Below are 14,210 nucleotides of genomic sequence, written 5' to 3' on the forward strand. Positions count from 1 at the left end.
TCAGCCAAATACCGTAACCGTCTGCCGCGACAGGGCCACGGGGTTGCCGTCGGCATCCCAGATTTTTGCCTGAATTACCGCATAGCCGTCATCGGCCTGTTCAATTTCCGCAAGATACTGCCACCAGTCGCCGGCGCGGCACTGGCTCAGGGGCTCCATCACTTCCAGGGTCCAGGTCAGGGAACTCGCGGGCGCCAGTTTACTCAGCATCTGCAGCACCGCCGGTGGCCAGGCATCGATCAGGGCCAGCAAATGGTTGATAGTGACCTCGTCATTGCAATCGCGAAAGCGCACCCAGCCACCAAAGCGGGTATCGCTTATCCCGCTATAGGGTAGGGCACCCTGTGCGATGCGGTAGTCGAAGTGACGGGCGAACTCCGGTGTCAGGCCTTCGATATCCGGAAATGCCTGGCAGTCTTCCGGGGCGGTAAAGCTGGGCGCACTGGGGAATGCAACGCTGATGGAGGATTCGCGTGCGCGGCCAAAGCTTGCCAGTGCTGCGGCCACTACCTGCTCGCCCTGTACTGCGCGGCCCTCGATCTGGGTAACCGAGCTGCCGCGGCGCAGTACCTCTGCCCGGCGAGAGAGCGCACCCTGGCTGGTGGGAGCCACAAAAGAGACGGTCAGTGAACGCAGGGGCGCACCTTCCGATTGTTCTTCGATGGCCTGGTAAACCAGTGCGGCCACAAGGCCGCCGAAGGCTGCCCGGCCTTGCATCCAGCCTTCCGGTACATGGGTGTCCATCTCGCCGCGCGTACTGCGCAGTGCTTCGGAGAAATTCATAAAACAACCGTTACGACCAAACGTTAAATCCAAACGTCAAAACCAGGCGTCAGCTGAAGCTGTGTTCTTCGTCCGGGAATACCCCGTTCTTTACATCTTGCGCATACTTGCGCAGCGACCCGGGGATGTCCCCGGCTTCCGCCAGGAAGTTCTTGGAGAACTTGGGCGGCTTTTCCGTAAGCCCGAGAATATCGTTGATCACCAATACCTGGGCATCGGTATGCGGGCCTGCGCCGATGCCGATGGTAGGCATGGAAACGGTGTCGGTGATGCGTTTGCCGAGTTCAGAGGGGACGCACTCGAGCACCAGCAGGTCCGCACCGGCTTCATCCAGTTGTACGGCGTCGTCGAGAATCTCCCCGGCGCGCTCGTCGTTACGGCCCTGTACACGAAAGCCGCCCAGCTTGTGCACGGATTGCGGGGTCAGGCCCAGATGCGCGCACACGGGAATACCGCGTTCGGACAGCATTTTCACGGTCGGTGCGAGCCAGGCGCCGCCTTCGATTTTCACCATGTGCGCGCCGGCCTGCATGATGCGGGTAGCGTTGGTGAGCGCCTGCTCCGGAGTGGCATAGGTCATAAAGGGCAGGTCGCCCATGATCAGCGATTTTTTATTGCCCCGGGCCACGGCCTCTACGTGGTAGATCATCTGCTCCATGGTGACGGGAATGGTGCTGTCGTAGCCCAGTACCGTCATGCCAAGGGAGTCGCCGATCAGCACACTTTCCACCCCGGTTTTCTCGGCCATGGCGGCCATGGGGGCATCGTAAAGCGCGACGCAGATAAATTTTTCTCCGTCCGCCTTCATTTTTCTCAGGGTCTGGATCGTGATCGGTTTGGTCAGCTCACTCGGGGCATAGGGCATGGTGATGACTCACGTTGTGGGCGTAGAGCCCGGTAACACATGGGGCAGGTATCCGCTGCGGATTACCGGCCGGGATTGTAGTAGTGGCGGCCGCTGGTAACGTTCAGCATATATTCCACCAGCTGCAGATAGTCCTTCTGCTGGTCGACGATATCGATTTCCGCACAGTTCACGATCAGTAGTGGTGCCTGATCGTAGTAATGGAAAAAGTTGGTGTAAGCCTCGTTGAGTGTGGCCAGATACTCGTTGCTGATACTGCGTTCGGCGGAAATACCGCGCTTGTGGATACGCTCCTGCAAAACGTTCAATGGCGCCTGCAGGTAGATCACCAGATCCGGCTTGGGGGCTTCCAGGGTCAGGTGCTGGTACACCTGCTGGTACAGCTGCAGCTCATCACTGTCCAGGGTGACCTCGGCAAACAGATGGTCTTTTTCAATGAGGAAGTCCGCGACCCGCACCGGCTTGAACATGTCATCCTGGCGCAGAGCCTGAATCTGCTGCGAGCGTTGCAGCAGAAAGTGCAGCTGAGTCGGCAGCGCAGCACTTTTGGGGTCGCGGTAGAAGCGCTCCAGAAAAGGGTTTTCCTCCGGCAGTTCCAGCAGGGTGTCGTAATTGAAAGTGGCCGCAAGCTTTTTTGCCAGGGTGGTTTTGCCCACACCGATATTGCCTTCCACGGCAATAAATCGCGGCAGGGTTTTGCCGTCCAGGTCGAGTTCCTGCGCGAGGTTCTCTGCACTGTAGTCTTCGCCCGGAGTGGAAGCTGAGTCGGAGAGTCTTGTCACCGGAGGTGCACCTTTTCTAGCCTTGTTCTTACTTTTTGTTACCCCTGCCCAGGACTACAGGCGGTGTAATCGGTTGGGTGGGCATCGGGTCAGCATCGCCTGCAACGCAGTGCCATCGGGCATGGTCAGGTCTGGAGCCAGCTCCGCCAGGGGTTCCAGCACAAAGTTGCGCTCTGCCATACGCGGGTGTGGGACGCTAAGACGCGCCGTGTTCAGTTGCTCATTACCAAACAGCAGGATGTCCAGGTCCAGAGTACGCGCACCCCAGCGCAGGGTACGCTCGCGGCCGTGCCGGTTCTCGATGGCCTGCAGGGCATCAAGTAGTGCCTCCGGGGGCAGCTCGGTTTCCAGGCTTGCAACCGCGTTGACATAGTCCGGTTGCTCGCCCGGCCCTACCGGGGCGCTGGCAAAGAATCCGGAACAGCTTTGCAGCACGGTACGCGGGATTTCATTCATCTGCTGCAGCGCGCTGCGCAGCTGCGCAGCGGGATCGTCCAGATTGCTGCCGAGGCCAATATAACAGCGAGTCACTTGGGAATTCCGCTCAATTTGACGGGTGATCTGCGCCGCCGTTGGGGCGCTTGCTGCTGTTGCGGTTGCGCCCACCGCGATTGCGTCGGCCGCGGCTTTTGCTGCCGCGAGCGCCATTGCGGGGAACGTCACGAACCATCTGCTGGCGCTGCTGCTCGTCGGCCTGCTGGAAATCGGTCCACCACTGGCCCAAACCCGCGGGAATCTCGCCACTGTCTTCGCGCAATAGCAGGAAGTCGTAGGCAGCGCGGAACTTGGGGTGCTCCATCAGACGGAAGGCGCGCTCGCCACCACGGCGGGGCAGGCGGGACTGCATTTCCCAGATTTCCCGCATGGGCATGGAGAAGCGTTTGGGAATGGCGGTGTGTATTAGTTGGTTACTGGTAATTTTCTGCGCCGCTTGAGCCAGGGCCGGCACTGGAGGAATGCCCTTCTCCGTCAGGAATTTCTGCTCGGAGTTAACCGCTGGCCACAGCAGTGCGGCGTACAGAAACGCGGGTGTTACCCGCTGGTCATTGCGGATGCGGTCGTCGGTGTTACGCAGGGCCTGGCGGGTGAGGGCCAGGGCTTCCGGGGTCTCCAGCTCGCGGGCGTTGTCCGGAAACAGGTGTGGCCAGAGTTCGTGTTCGCGCAGCAGATCGAAGGTGCGCTCGCCATTTCCACTCATCAGAAGCTTCAACACCTCGTCGAACAGGCGCGCCGGAGCGATGTTACGCAGTAGCGGCGCCAGCTCCTTGAGAGGAGCGGCAGTGGTAGGCTCGATTTCGAAGTCCAGCTTGGCAGCGAAGCGCACAGCGCGAAGCATGCGGACCGGGTCTTCTTTGTAGCGGGTCTCCGGGTCGCCGATCATGCGGATCTGGCGCTGCTCGATATCGCGGATGCCGCCGGTGTAATCGTGGATCTCGAAGCCGTTGGTGGTGTAGTAGAGGGCGTTGACGGTGAAGTCCCGACGCACAGCGTCACTCTCCAGGTCCCCGTACACATTGTCTCGCAGCAGCATGCCGTGCTCGGACTGTTGCGCTTCGTGTGCCTCGCCGTCGCTATGGTGGCCGCGGAAGGTGGTGACCTCGATCACCTCGCGGCCTATACGGGCGTGCAGGATACGGAACCGGCGGCCGACGATGCGTGCGCCCCGGAACAGCTGTTTGGCCTGTTCCGGTGTAGCGTCGGTAGCTACATCAAAATCTTTAGGGTGCCCGCCGAGTAACAGGTCGCGCACACCACCACCGACGATAAAGGCCTCGAAACCCGCTTCCTGCAACCTTTTCATGACGGTAAGGGCCGCTCGGCTGACATCGCGGCGGGATAGACTGTGGTCGCTACGGGGAACCACAACGCGGGAAGTTTTGGGGGCTCGGGGGGACTTTTTGGCAGGTTTTGGCTTCTGGCCATTGTCGGAGGGCGGCTTGGGCTCGGCGCCTCGATCGGCCTTGGGCTTGCTGTGCCAGCGTTTGATACTGCTGATCAGTGAGTTGAACATACGGCTTTCTGTGTTGTCCGCTGCCCGCTTGTGTCGGGCGGCTGTGGTCTTCCGGGGCTGTTCAGACTGTAGCTCCGGCGCATGGCTCCGGGTTGATTCACCAGTTGTGCCTCGCTGGGCCTGGTTCCGGACATATTATGGAGGCGGATTCTAACACACACAGCGCAACGCACAGCTGCCGGTCCCGCTTCCGCGGGGGCCAGCAAATTGTGTGCATTCATTGAAAAGAAAGAAAAGAAGGGAATTATTCTTATTCGGAATGAAGGCAGCGGCTTCCTTGCGCTATCAATTTGCTTTTCAGCAAACCCTCTCCCAGGCACAATCAGTCAGTTTGTCACGTGCTTGTCGTTATTTTTGTTGTCTTCTACAAATTGTTGTTTTTCTTATTACTCTTTATTCTTATTGTTTATTTTTATTATTGATTTTTATTGTTTTTCAGTAGTTACCCTCGGGTAACAATTTTTTTGTTTATTTTTATTGTTGTTCTGAGCTTTATTGTTTTTATTGCTCAATCTTTTGCTCCGGCATCGATCACTTTGGCTTTTATTATCGATCTGCCCGTTCTCTTATTGTTATTGTGCTTCGCCCGCTTATTGTTAGTTGTTATTAGGGCTTAAACAGTCATTTATTTTTATTCTTGGCTGTTGTCGTTGTTTGACCTATACAAAGCAGATAGCGTGCCAACTTTAAAAATTTCTTATAAATCAACAACTTAACATTTCTTGGAACTTTTTTACGTCGCCTAAACACACTTTTACGTTACACATATCGCGTTAGTTGTTACTCCACTGGGAGAGGAGGTAACACTTTCATCTGTTACCAATTTTGTGATGTGTTACCGCTTTGGCTGCGTTGCTGGCCGCTGGCCCCGTTGCACGTGTAACGCATTGATTTTCAAGCTAATTTCGTGCTCAAGTCGGGTGAGGAGAAGCGAACGATCGGTTGTGACAGGTGAGGGCTTTACAGGGGCTATATAACGGAAAAGCCCCGGCAGCGTGGCTGTCCGGGGCCTTAATTGAGAAATTTTCGTCGAAAAAAGTCAGGCTTCCACTACGCGCTTGGCCTTTTTGCGGGGAATACCGAGCTTCTGGCGCCGCTCCCACAAGCATTTGCGACTGACGCCCAGCTTCTTGGCCAGCTCGGTCTCGCTCATGGTTTCCTGGTGTTCAAGCACGAAGCGGGCGAAGTAGTCCTCAAGGGAGAGGTCTTCGCGGGGGTCCGAGTGCAAGCTGTTGATGCGCGGGCGGCGCTCGGTGTCAGCCTCCTCGATGGGGACCAAGTCCAGGTCAATATCCAGCGTGCGGTGGTCAATCTCATTCGTATCCTCGGTAAGGATCACCGCGCGCTGTATGGCATTTTCGAGTTCACGCACGTTGCCCGGCCAGGTGTAAGTGGTCACCGCCTGAATGGCCTCGGGGGATAATTTCAGGGTCTGGCGATTGATCTTGGCGCAGAACTTTTCGAGCAGACTCTCGGAAATCGCCAAAACGTCCTTGCCACGCTCCCGCAGTGGCGGCAGCGTCATCTGGACCACATTGATACGGTAATAAAGGTCTTCCCGGAATTTGCGCTCGGCGGCCAACTGGCGAAGGTTGCGGTGGGTCGCCGCGACCAGGCGCACATTGACCTTGCGTGACTCGATGGCACCGATGGGGCGTACCTCACCTTCCTGCAGCACACGCAGCAGTCGTGCCTGGGCTTCCAGGGGGAGCTCGCCGATCTCATCCAGGAACAGGGTGCCGCCATCGGCAGCGGCGACCAGACCCTCGCGCGCAGTCTGTGCGCCGGTAAAGGCACCTTTTTCGTGACCAAATAGTTCCGCTTCGATCAGGGTTTCCGGAATTGCGGCGCAATTCACCGAGATCAGCGGCTTGCCGTTGCGCTTGCTCTCCTCGTGGATGGCACGCGCCACCAGCTCTTTACCGGTGCCGGTTTCACCGTGCACCAGCACCGTGGCGTCAGTGGGGGCGACTTTGTGGATGCGCGCGTAAAGCTCGCGCATGACCGGGCTGTCACCGATCATGCCGGCGATGGCGCGGCCCTCGGTTTTGCTGTTTGCAGCGGCGGCGCCAGCGGCGCGGTTCTGCTCGGCCTTGCCGATGACGCGGCGCACGGTGGCCAGCATCTCGTCGTGGTCGAAGGGTTTGGCGATATAGTCGGCGGCCCCCATGCGCATGGAATCTACCGCAGAGCGCAGGCTGGCATAGCTGGTCATGATCAGAACCGGCACGTCACCCGCCAGTTTCAGCAGGTCGGTGCCGGGGGCGCCGGGCAGGCGCAGGTCGGAAATGATTAGATCCATATCCGTGATGCGAAACTTGGTGGTCGCCTCACGCACCGAGCCGGCTTCACTGATCTTGTAGCGGTGCCTCTCCAACAGCTTGCGCAGGGCTGTGCGGATAATGGCTTCATCTTCTACGATCAGGATGTGGCTCATGTGTTACGCCTGGTTACAAAATGTTCAGAGGGGGCTAAGTTTTACCTGTCGAGCGTTTCGATGCAACCCAAAACACCCTTATTGATTGAAAAATGATCTAAAATTGCCGCCTGCCTGTAACAGATTGGTCAGTAATCCTGCGCGCTTGAGCCACTTTCCAGTGGCCGTTCCAGTGGCAACTGCACGATAAAGCGCGCGCCGCGGCCGGTTTCCGGGTGGGCGGGACTGACCAGTTCCAATTGTCCGCCGTGTTCTTCCACGATGCTGTACACCATGGCGAGACCGAGGCCGGTGCCTTCACCGGGTTCTTTGGTGGTGAAGAACGGCTCCAGAATCCGCTCCCGGTGCGCCGGCGAGATTCCCGGTCCATTGTCGGTGACCGCGATGCAGGCAAGACCCGCGCGAATATACCCTTCCACCTCGATATGTCCGCCGTCCGGACTGGCATCCCGGGCGTTGCTGAGCAGGTTGATAAACACCTGGATCAGGCGCTGGTTATCGCCCAGTGCGAAAAGGTCGCCCGGCACATTATTGGCGAATGTCACCTGGGTCTTGTCTCGTTGCAGGGACAGCAGCTGCACCGCTTCCTCTACACAGGCGTGCAGGTCCACCGGTGCCTTTTCGCTCTCCTGGTTTCCGCTGTGGGAGAAGCTCACCAGGGAGTGCACGATACGGCTGATTCGCTGGGTCTGGCTCAGGATCTGGTCTGCGGTTTCGAGCACTTCGGGGTTGTCGGAGTCGAACTGCAGGTTTTGCGCGAGGCAGGCAATACCGGTCACCGGGTTGCCGACCTCGTGGGCCACACCGGCGGCGAGGCGGCCTACAGAAGCCAGCCGTTCGCTGTGCATCAATTCCTGCTCGAGTACCTGGGTTTCGGTTATGTCTTCCATCAGCAACATCTGGCCGTCGCCGCGGGTGTCCTTGCCGCTCTCCTTGTTTTCACGCCCGTATTTTCCGGTGCGGTGCTTGAGTCGCGTTTTGTGCAGGTTGAGCCAATGGCTGTTGCCGTCCATTTCCACCTGTTGCTTGAAACGACTGGCATCTTCGGATTCCGCAAATTTGGTTACCAGGGTGCGCCAGGGCTCTGGCAAGTACTCCGGTTTCGAGCCGATTACCTCGCTGGCGCTTACCCCGGTGAGGTCGGCCATGGCGTAATTCCACAGCAGTATTTCGCCGTCGCGTCCGAGAGAACATGCCGCCATAGGCAGTTCTTCGAGCATCTGCCGGTGATAAAGGCGCAGGTTGTTCAGTTCTGCAGCCAGGCCGGTGAGCTGATTTTTGTAGCGACTCAGGCGAGTTTCGATCAGGTTGATGTCTTTGTTTGCCGGCTGGTCACTGGTCACAAATGGCAGGTGACGGTCCACGATCTGGCCGGCGAGTACCCGGCCGAGCAGCCCAGACAGGTTGGCTTCGAGTTTGTCGCGCAGCTGCCGCAGCGCATAGGGTCGTCGTTCATCTTCTGGCAGGTTCAGTTGTCGCAGGGCCCGGCTGACTTCCTGACTTGCGGTAGCGGCACCGAGGCTTTCTGACAGGCGCATGCGAAATTCTGCGGCGGACTGGACATCGAGCTCCAGACGCAGGGCCTGGCTGATGGAGTCGTCACTGCACAGGTCCGCGGCATAGCGCTCGAGGCTGCTGGTACGGGTAAAAATCGACAGGCCCACAAATAGCAGCACATTCACCGATAGTGACAGGGTGGTGATCTGTGGCCAGATCTCCATGCCCAGGGGGATACGGTAACCGCCAAACGCGATGCCGCTATTGCCGAACATGGCCGGTAACAGCAAACCCGCTGCCCAAATAAACATGCCCGCCAGTAGCCCACCGATAAATCCACGGCGGTTACCTTGCGGCCAGTGAATCACTGCAAAGATGCCCGGCAAAAATTGCAGTGACGCGATAAACGCGATGATCGCCAGGTCGGAAAGAGACAGGCGATTGTTGAGTAGCAGGTAAAAACCGAATCCCGCCAGGAAAAGTGCCGCAACCAAAGCCCGGCGCAACCACAGTAGCTGGCGATACATGTTGTCATCGGATTGCCAGCGGGTGCCTGGCAGCAGCCAGTGGTTCATCACCATGGTGGAGAGCGCGAGGGTAATCATGATCAGGGCGCCAGTGGCGGCGGAAAGGCCGCCGACAAATGCGACGATCGTCAGAAGCGCGGAGCCGCTGGCCCGGGGCACGGCGAGGGTGAAGTACTGCACCGGCTCTGATATATCCATGGCGAAGCCCGCCCACATGATCGGGAAGATCGGCAATGCCATCAGCAGCAGAAATAGCGGGAAACCCCAACTGGCGGTACGCAGCGCCTGAGTGGCCGGGCGCTCGGCAATACTCAGGTAGAAGATATGCGGCATGGCCACGGCGGTGGCGATAAATACCAGCAGCAGGGTATGGGAAGAGCCCTGCTTGATGGGCGTGTAGAGCAGCTGCTGCATGTCATTATTCTGCATTAGCCACTGGTCCAGGCCATCCAGACCCCCGAATACCCCGTACACCGAGTAAAGCCCTACCGCTAGCAGTGCCAGTAGTTTCACCAGGGATTCCAGCGCCATAGCACTGGCGAGGCCGGCTCTGCGCTTGCGAGACGCGCCATAGGTACTGGTGAACAATGCCAACAAAACGCAATAAAGAAACGCGATCAGGTTTTTGCTGGTGACTCCGCTGTCTGGTAACGCCAGGGCTGCGGCGTCGTCGCGGGACAGCAGCGCCAGGGTTTCCGCCACCGCCTGAATCTGCAGGGCGATCAGTGGTAGCAGGCCGAGCAGCATGAACAGGGTGGCGAGGGTGCCGGCCTCGCGGCTGTGATAGCGGAACACCAGCAGGTCCGCAGGGGAGGTAAGTTGGTAGCGCTGGGCCAGGCGCGCAAGAGGCTCCAGTGCCACAGGGGCAAACAGGAACATGGCACCGGTGCCAAGATAGTAGGCGAGTACGCCATAGCCATGCTGCCAGGCCAGGTCGACAATGCCGTAGTAGGTCCAGGCACTGAGAGAAACCCCGAGGGACAGCACATAAAAGAACGGGTTGCGTACCCAGTTGCTGGGAAGCCAGCCCTTGGAGGTAGCGAAGGCAACAAAGAACAGGGCAAAAATGTAGGCGACGCCGATCAGCGCAATATTGACGATCTCAAAGGTCATCGGGCTCACGCCTCCGCTGAATAAAGATCGCCAGCAGGATCAGGACGAACCAAAGAATAAAGGGGCGATACCAGGCGCCGGAAGGGTTGATCATCCAGGTGAATACGGTGGGGCTGAACACGTAGCCCACCAGTACCAGCAGGATTAACAGGGTACGGTTGCTCATCTAAAACCTGTCGGTGCGTCCTGCGGCGAGATAATGCGCGGAACGGGAAAGTTGGCGCAAAATGTTAATGCGCGGGGAGGGGGGAATTCAACTGTGGTTACTGTCCCAGTAATCGATTGCGGCGATCTACAGCATGCCGCTGCCAGCGCGCACTCGCCCAGCTGAGAATCTGCGCAGGCGCCTCGTTTGCCAGGGGGGGCGGCGGGTGAAAGCCGAGAAACGTCAGTGCCTGGACCAGGTTTTGTGACGGGGTGGCATCGTCCAGGGGGGCAGCGTGGTTCTGTTTACTGAGCTTCTGCCCGCCCTCATTCATCACCAGCGGCAGGTGGCCGAATAGTGGCGGCTCGGTGTCCAGTGCGCGAAATAGTTGTCGCTGGATGCCTGTGCAATCCAGAAGGTCGGCACCTCGCACCACGCAACTGACGTTCTGCTGGATATCGTCCACCACTACGGCCAGCTGGTACGCGTAGAGGCCATCCTTGCGCTTGAGGATCGGGTCTTCGGCAATCGGCTGGGTTTGCTCCCCTTGCCAGATATCGGTAAAAGTTTCGGTGGCACCGGCGCACGCAAAGCGCAGGGCGTATTGCCCCTGTTCGCCTACGCAGCTTTCCCGGCGGTGGCCGCCGGCCTTGCGCACCTGCTCGCGCGTGCAGGAGCACGGGTATACCAAGTCTTTCGCCCGCAGTTGCTCCAGCGCTTCCAGATAAAGAGTGTGGCGCCGGCTCTGCCATTCCACCGGCCCGTGGGCGTGGAGGCCGTGGGCATCGAGGGATGTCAGGATGCGCTGTGCCGCGCCGGGCATTTCCCGCGGTGGGTCCAGGTCTTCCATGCGCACCAGCCAGTGGCCGCCGTGGGCGATGCTGTCGAGGTAGCTACCGAGGGCGCAGACCAGTGAGCCGAAATGCAGGGGGCCAGTGGGGGACGGCGCAAAGCGACCGATGTAGTGTGCCGGAGGAGTGGTTAATACAGACACTGGGAATGTATTCGGTATGAGAGGAGGGAACCGGGCAGCGCCTGCAGGCGCTACCCGAAAAACGCCCGATCAGCCGGAGATCTGCTTTTCTTTGATTTCCGCCAGAGTCTTGCAGTCCACACACAGGGTGGCGGTGGGACGTGCTTCCAGACGGCGAATGCCGATTTCGACGCCACAAGCCTCGCAGAAGCCATAGTCGTCCTGGTCGATCAGTTCGATGGTGGCATCGATCTTCTTGATCAGTTTGCGCTCGCGATCGCGGGTGCGCAGTTCCAGGCTGAACTCTTCTTCCTGGCTGGCGCGGTCCGCAGGGTCCGGGAAGTTCGCAGCTTCATCTTTCATGTGAGTTACGGTGCGATCCACTTCTGCCATAAGTTCGGCCTTCCAGGCCAGCAGCAGTTTGCGGAAATGCTCCTGCTGCTTCTCATTCATGTACTCCTCGCCCTTCTGTTCCTGATAGGGCTCGAAGCCGTGAAGAGAATCGGATTTCGCAGCAGTATTGGGCATAGTCATTGCCTCTCTCGTAATACGGGCCCCGATTTATGGGGGCATTACAACCAAATTCAAGCCTAGCAGGCTGCACGAAGCCTAAGCGACCGCCGGCTGTATCCTCAGGCCGCTAATGCGACCAAGGCGAGGAAACTATCAAATCTCTCAGAACTGCGCCACAAAATGTTGCCTCCTTGAGGTTCCGTCGACAATCCGACCGTGAAGAATTGGCTTGATGGTGTATTCTGGCGGCCGTTTTTTCGACAGCTTGTCGTTAAATCCATTCAAACCTGACTTTTTGTAGGCTCTTGCGTGAAAATCAACCCGCCCCTCACCGAGGGAAGACTGCTGCGCCGTTACAAGCGATTTCTCGCCGATGTGGAGACTTCTGCTGGCGAAATTATAACCATTCATTGCCCCAACACCGGATCGATGAAAAATTGCTGGGAGGAAAAAACGCCCTGTTGGTATTCCGACTCCGGCAACCCCAAACGGAAATACCGCCACACCCTGGAAATTACCACCACCCCGGAAGGGGCGCTTGCCGGTGTCAACACGAGTCGTGCCAACCACCTGGTGGAAGAGGCCATCACCAATGGCGTGGTATCTGAGCTTCAGGGGTACGACACCCTGCGCAGGGAAGTGAAGTACGGAGAGGAAAACAGCCGCATTGATTTTCTGCTCAGTGGGAAAAAGGGCGACTGCTATGTAGAAGTGAAAAATGTGACCCTGGCTGAGGGTGCCCGGGGCCTGTTCCCGGATGCGGTCAGCGCGCGTGGTGCCAAACACCTGCGGGAGTTACAGAAGCTGGTGGAGTCGGGTACCCGGGCAGTGCTGTTCTACTGCGTGCAGCACTCGCAGATCGAAACCGTGGAGGCGGCCGCCGAGATCGATCCGGCTTACGCCGCGGCGTTAACAGCGGCGGTCAAGGCGGGGGTGGAAGTGATCGCCTATCGGGCACGGCTTGGAGCCGACGAGATTTGCCTGAGTGAGCCAGTGCCGTTTATCGGGGAGCAGGGCTGAAGATGAAAGTTGCGCTGGAATCAGTCTGCCAATAAAACGTAGAGCCCTTCCTGAGCGTATTCCACCGGTACTGGCGTCAGCGCATCGCCCGCGCAGGGGCCGGCGATGCACTCGCCAGTAGTAATCTCAAACAGCGCACCGTGGGAGGCGCATTGGATCAGAGCCTTCTCCGAATCCAGAAACTGGTCCGGCTGCCATTCCAGGTTGATGCCCCGGTGCGGGCAGATGTTTTTATAGGCGAAGACTTCGCCGTCTTTCTTGACCGCAAACACATTGTCCATGCCCGCGCTCTTGTCGCCGAGGGGAAAGCCCTTGGATTCGCCTTCGCTGAGTTCGTCGTAGCTGCAGAGAAAATGTTTTTGCATGGATATACACGTGTCGGATGAATTTCTGGCGCGCAGTGTAACTGCTCAGGGCGCGGCGAGCACCAGGGAGGTCTGGTAGGCCTCGCCGTCACGCAGGTACTCCACCTTCACCTCGTCCCCGGGGCGACGGTTCTCCAGCACATTCATCAGGTCGTCGTAATTACTGACCGGGAGCCCGTCGATACCGACGATCACATCCCCCAGTTGCCAGCCTCCACGACTGCCGCGATACACGCCGCGCAGCCCCGCGCGCTCTGCCGGCAGGCCAGGCGCAGTGCGCAGCACCGCAACGCCTTTGAAATCGTAACGGTTTGCCCACTGATCCGGCGCCGATTCGATTCCCAGGATGGGCCTTACCAGGCGTCCATGGGCAATCAGTTCGGGTACGATCTTCTTCACGGTATCTACTGGAATGGCGAAGCCGATACCGACACTGGCGCCACTGGGGCTGTATATCGCTGTATTCACGCCGATAAGGCGCCCACTGCTGTCGAGCAGCGGCCCGCCGGAATTCCCCGGATTGATCGCCGCATCCGTCTGTATCACATTGCGAATGGTGCGATTGCCGGTCGCCTCGATCTCGCGGCCGAGGGCGCTGACCACGCCGGTAGTTAGCGTAGTGTCCAGGCCAAAAGGGTTGCCGATGGCGAGTACCTTGCGCCCCACCGAAAGCCCTGCGGACTCACCGGGAAGCAGCGGCTTCAGTAGCTCTCGCGGGGCATTGATCTTCAGTACCGCCAGATCCTTTTCTGGCGCAGAACCCACCAACTCCGCCGGCCATTCACTGCGATCTTGCAGGGTAATGGTGATTTTGCGGGCTTCTTCGATCACGTGGTAATTGGTTACTACATGACCCTTTTCGTCCCAGATGAAGCCACTGCCGGCCCCTTTGGGCACCGTGTGCAGGCGCAGGGTCCAGCGGTCGCGGACCACGGTTTCATTGGTGACGTAAACCACCGACGGACTGGCGAAGTTGAACACCTGCATGGTGTTGGTTTCGTCATCGGTGGCGAACTGTGGGATACGGGAGTCTGCGATGGCACTGTTCAGGGTACTAAACGCCGAGCAAATCAGCAGAAGGGCGAGGGCGAAACTGGAGCGAAAATTTTTCACAAGCATTGGTGGATGAATTCCTGCACGTGGGTTTTGCTCGGGTCGGGGGGGCAGGCCCCCCGAGGT

General features: G+C 58.6%; 13 protein-coding genes. 1 reads left to right on the forward strand and 12 read right to left on the reverse strand.

The window, feature by feature from the left end; translation table 11 throughout:
* The 10 genes from LC059_RS02025 to dksA form a co-directional block, all read right to left on the reverse strand.
* Positions 1 to 783 (reverse strand): thioesterase family protein, encoded by a 783-nt coding sequence (locus LC059_RS02025; protein ID WP_226702162.1) that lies wholly within the window; start codon positions 781 to 783, stop codon positions 1 to 3.
* 49 nt (positions 784 to 832) lie between these two features.
* On the reverse strand, positions 833 to 1,648 hold the full coding sequence (panB, locus tag LC059_RS02030) for a 3-methyl-2-oxobutanoate hydroxymethyltransferase (RefSeq protein WP_226702163.1): 816 nt from the start codon (positions 1,646 to 1,648) through the stop codon (positions 833 to 835).
* Between the two features lie 62 nt (positions 1,649 to 1,710).
* Complete coding sequence (locus LC059_RS02035) at positions 1,711 to 2,355, reverse strand: deoxynucleoside kinase (protein ID WP_226703167.1); 645 nt, start codon at positions 2,353 to 2,355, stop codon at positions 1,711 to 1,713.
* 129 nt (positions 2,356 to 2,484) lie between these two features.
* Positions 2,485 to 2,961: a 2-amino-4-hydroxy-6-hydroxymethyldihydropteridine diphosphokinase gene (gene folK / locus LC059_RS02040; RefSeq protein WP_226702164.1), complete on the reverse strand. Its 477-nt coding sequence runs from the start codon at positions 2,959 to 2,961 to the stop codon at positions 2,485 to 2,487.
* A gap of 13 nt (positions 2,962 to 2,974) precedes the next feature.
* Positions 2,975 to 4,441, reverse strand: coding sequence for a polynucleotide adenylyltransferase PcnB (gene pcnB, locus LC059_RS02045; RefSeq protein WP_226702165.1), 1,467 nt, complete (start codon positions 4,439 to 4,441; stop codon positions 2,975 to 2,977).
* Between the two features lie 1,039 nt (positions 4,442 to 5,480).
* Positions 5,481 to 6,878: a sigma-54-dependent transcriptional regulator gene (locus LC059_RS02050; protein WP_226702166.1), complete on the reverse strand. Its 1,398-nt coding sequence runs from the start codon at positions 6,876 to 6,878 to the stop codon at positions 5,481 to 5,483.
* Positions 6,879 to 7,006: 128 nt separating this feature from the next.
* The gene (locus tag LC059_RS02055; RefSeq protein WP_226702167.1) at positions 7,007 to 10,015 is read right to left on the reverse strand and encodes an ATP-binding protein; all 3,009 of its coding nucleotides are present in this window, start codon (positions 10,013 to 10,015) and stop codon (positions 7,007 to 7,009) included.
* The gene (locus LC059_RS02060; protein WP_226702168.1) at positions 10,005 to 10,181 is read right to left on the reverse strand and encodes a hypothetical protein; all 177 of its coding nucleotides are present in this window, start codon (positions 10,179 to 10,181) and stop codon (positions 10,005 to 10,007) included. Before LC059_RS02060 ends, LC059_RS02055 begins: the two co-directional genes overlap by 11 nt.
* A gap of 97 nt (positions 10,182 to 10,278) precedes the next feature.
* Positions 10,279 to 11,154 carry a tRNA glutamyl-Q(34) synthetase GluQRS gene (gene gluQRS / locus LC059_RS02065; protein ID WP_226702169.1) on the reverse strand — a complete coding sequence of 292 codons (876 nt, stop codon included), beginning with the start codon at positions 11,152 to 11,154 and terminating at the stop codon, positions 10,279 to 10,281.
* Positions 11,155 to 11,223: 69 nt separating this feature from the next.
* Entirely contained in the window at positions 11,224 to 11,661 is a 438-nt protein-coding gene (gene dksA / locus LC059_RS02070; protein WP_161860171.1) for an RNA polymerase-binding protein DksA, read from the reverse strand.
* A gap of 294 nt (positions 11,662 to 11,955) precedes the next feature.
* Between dksA and sfsA the strand changes: the two genes are divergently transcribed.
* Positions 11,956 to 12,666 carry a DNA/RNA nuclease SfsA gene (gene sfsA / locus LC059_RS02075; RefSeq protein ID WP_226702170.1) on the forward strand — a complete coding sequence of 237 codons (711 nt, stop codon included), beginning with the start codon at positions 11,956 to 11,958 and terminating at the stop codon, positions 12,664 to 12,666.
* Positions 12,667 to 12,686: 20 nt separating this feature from the next.
* On the opposite strand, the gene LC059_RS02080 is transcribed toward sfsA, so the two are convergent.
* Together LC059_RS02080 and LC059_RS02085 are read right to left on the reverse strand one after the other, a co-directional pair.
* A complete protein-coding gene (locus tag LC059_RS02080; RefSeq protein WP_226702171.1) occupies positions 12,687 to 13,031 on the reverse strand; it encodes a Rieske (2Fe-2S) protein in 345 nt (114 codons plus the stop codon).
* 45 nt (positions 13,032 to 13,076) lie between these two features.
* Positions 13,077 to 14,150 (reverse strand): S1C family serine protease, encoded by a 1,074-nt coding sequence (locus LC059_RS02085; RefSeq protein ID WP_226702172.1) that lies wholly within the window; start codon positions 14,148 to 14,150, stop codon positions 13,077 to 13,079.
* Positions 14,151 to 14,210: the final 60 nt, after the last annotated feature.

This window comes from Microbulbifer elongatus, from assembly GCF_020524885.1.
Classification (GTDB): Bacteria; Pseudomonadota; Gammaproteobacteria; order Pseudomonadales; family Cellvibrionaceae; genus Microbulbifer; species Microbulbifer elongatus_A.

Coding starts and splice junctions, on each gene's coding strand:
- LC059_RS02025 (WP_226702162.1), bottom strand. CDS start 783: ATGAATTTCTCCGAAGCACTGCGCAGTACGCGCGGCGAGATGGACACC.
- panB (WP_226702163.1), bottom strand. CDS start 1,648: ATGCCCTATGCCCCGAGTGAGCTGACCAAACCGATCACGATCCAGACC.
- pcnB (WP_226702165.1), bottom strand. CDS start 4,441: ATGTTCAACTCACTGATCAGCAGTATCAAACGCTGGCACAGCAAGCCC.
- LC059_RS02050 (WP_226702166.1), bottom strand. CDS start 6,878: ATGAGCCACATCCTGATCGTAGAAGATGAAGCCATTATCCGCACAGCC.
- LC059_RS02055 (WP_226702167.1), bottom strand. CDS start 10,015: ATGACCTTTGAGATCGTCAATATTGCGCTGATCGGCGTCGCCTACATT.
- LC059_RS02060 (WP_226702168.1), bottom strand. CDS start 10,181: ATGAGCAACCGTACCCTGTTAATCCTGCTGGTACTGGTGGGCTACGTG.
- dksA (WP_161860171.1), bottom strand. CDS start 11,661: ATGCCCAATACTGCTGCGAAATCCGATTCTCTTCACGGCTTCGAGCCC.
- LC059_RS02080 (WP_226702171.1), bottom strand. CDS start 13,031: ATGCAAAAACATTTTCTCTGCAGCTACGACGAACTCAGCGAAGGCGAA.
- LC059_RS02085 (WP_226702172.1), bottom strand. CDS start 14,150: ATGCTTGTGAAAAATTTTCGCTCCAGTTTCGCCCTCGCCCTTCTGCTG.